This window comes from Pseudoalteromonas sp. SR45-5 (assembly GCF_014163565.1).
Classification (GTDB): domain Bacteria; phylum Pseudomonadota; class Gammaproteobacteria; order Enterobacterales; family Alteromonadaceae; genus Pseudoalteromonas; species Pseudoalteromonas distincta.
In genome coordinates, this window is record NZ_JACJDN010000966.1 from 1 (window position 1) to 932 (window position 932).

Sequence of the window (932 nt, forward strand, 5' to 3'; positions counted from 1 at the left end):
TTTTAAAGACAATATTACTTGTGACGATACTATTGTTGCGTTGTGCTTGAATAACAAGAAATGCACCTAAAACAGGAAAAACAGCAAAGTAACCAGGCCAAGGTGTATCTTTTGAAATTAAAAAGTAAGAGCCTAAAATAAGAGTAATACCGGTCCACTCTACTAACTTTTTTTGCTTATCTTTAATGCTAAATGGATATAGGTATGCAACCCCACCTAGCATCATTTCCCAGGCACGTGATGGCAATAAAAAGTAAGCACCTTTGGACCATTTATAAGTAACTAGAACACAAAATACAAACCCTAAAATAGTGCTAACTAACACTACTTTTTTCATCATTTCTATAGATATAAATTTATATAGGGCAACGAGGACTAATGGGTAAGCAATATAAAATTGCCATTCAACAGATAATGACCACGTATGTAATAACCATTTTTCGCTTGCTAAGGCATCAAAGTAACCTGATTCTAGCCAGTATGTTACGTTTGATACAAAAGTAACACTGCTTGCGGTATGTTTTCCTAATGCTTTATAGTCTTGAGGGGTAAGGTAAAACCAGCCTAAAATTAATAATATAATGCACAGAATGGCGAGCGCTGGAATAATCCTATTTGCGCGTGCAACATAGAACCTTAAAATAGAAAATTTTTGTTGTTCTAATCCTTTAAATATTATCCCAGTCATTAAAAAACCAGAGATAACAAAAAATACATCTACACCTGCAAATCCACCAGGCATCCAAGATGAGTTAAAATGAAATAAAACAACTGCAATGACTGCTATGGCCCTCAAGCCATTAATATCTTCCCTGAACTGCAAACTAATATTCCTTATTTGATATAAATTCTTTATAAATGAGACGAAGCAACAACGCTAGTAAATTAATCATCATTAATTTTATGTATTAGCTCAGCTTATTTAGATACTA

General features: G+C 33.4%; 1 protein-coding gene. It reads right to left on the reverse strand.

Going from position 1 to position 932, the window contains the following annotated elements:
* The coding region (locus H5072_RS20395; RefSeq protein ID WP_182694630.1) for an acyltransferase at positions 1–823 on the reverse strand (823 nt) is incomplete at its 3' end.
* Between the last annotated feature and the right edge of the window lie 109 nt (positions 824–932).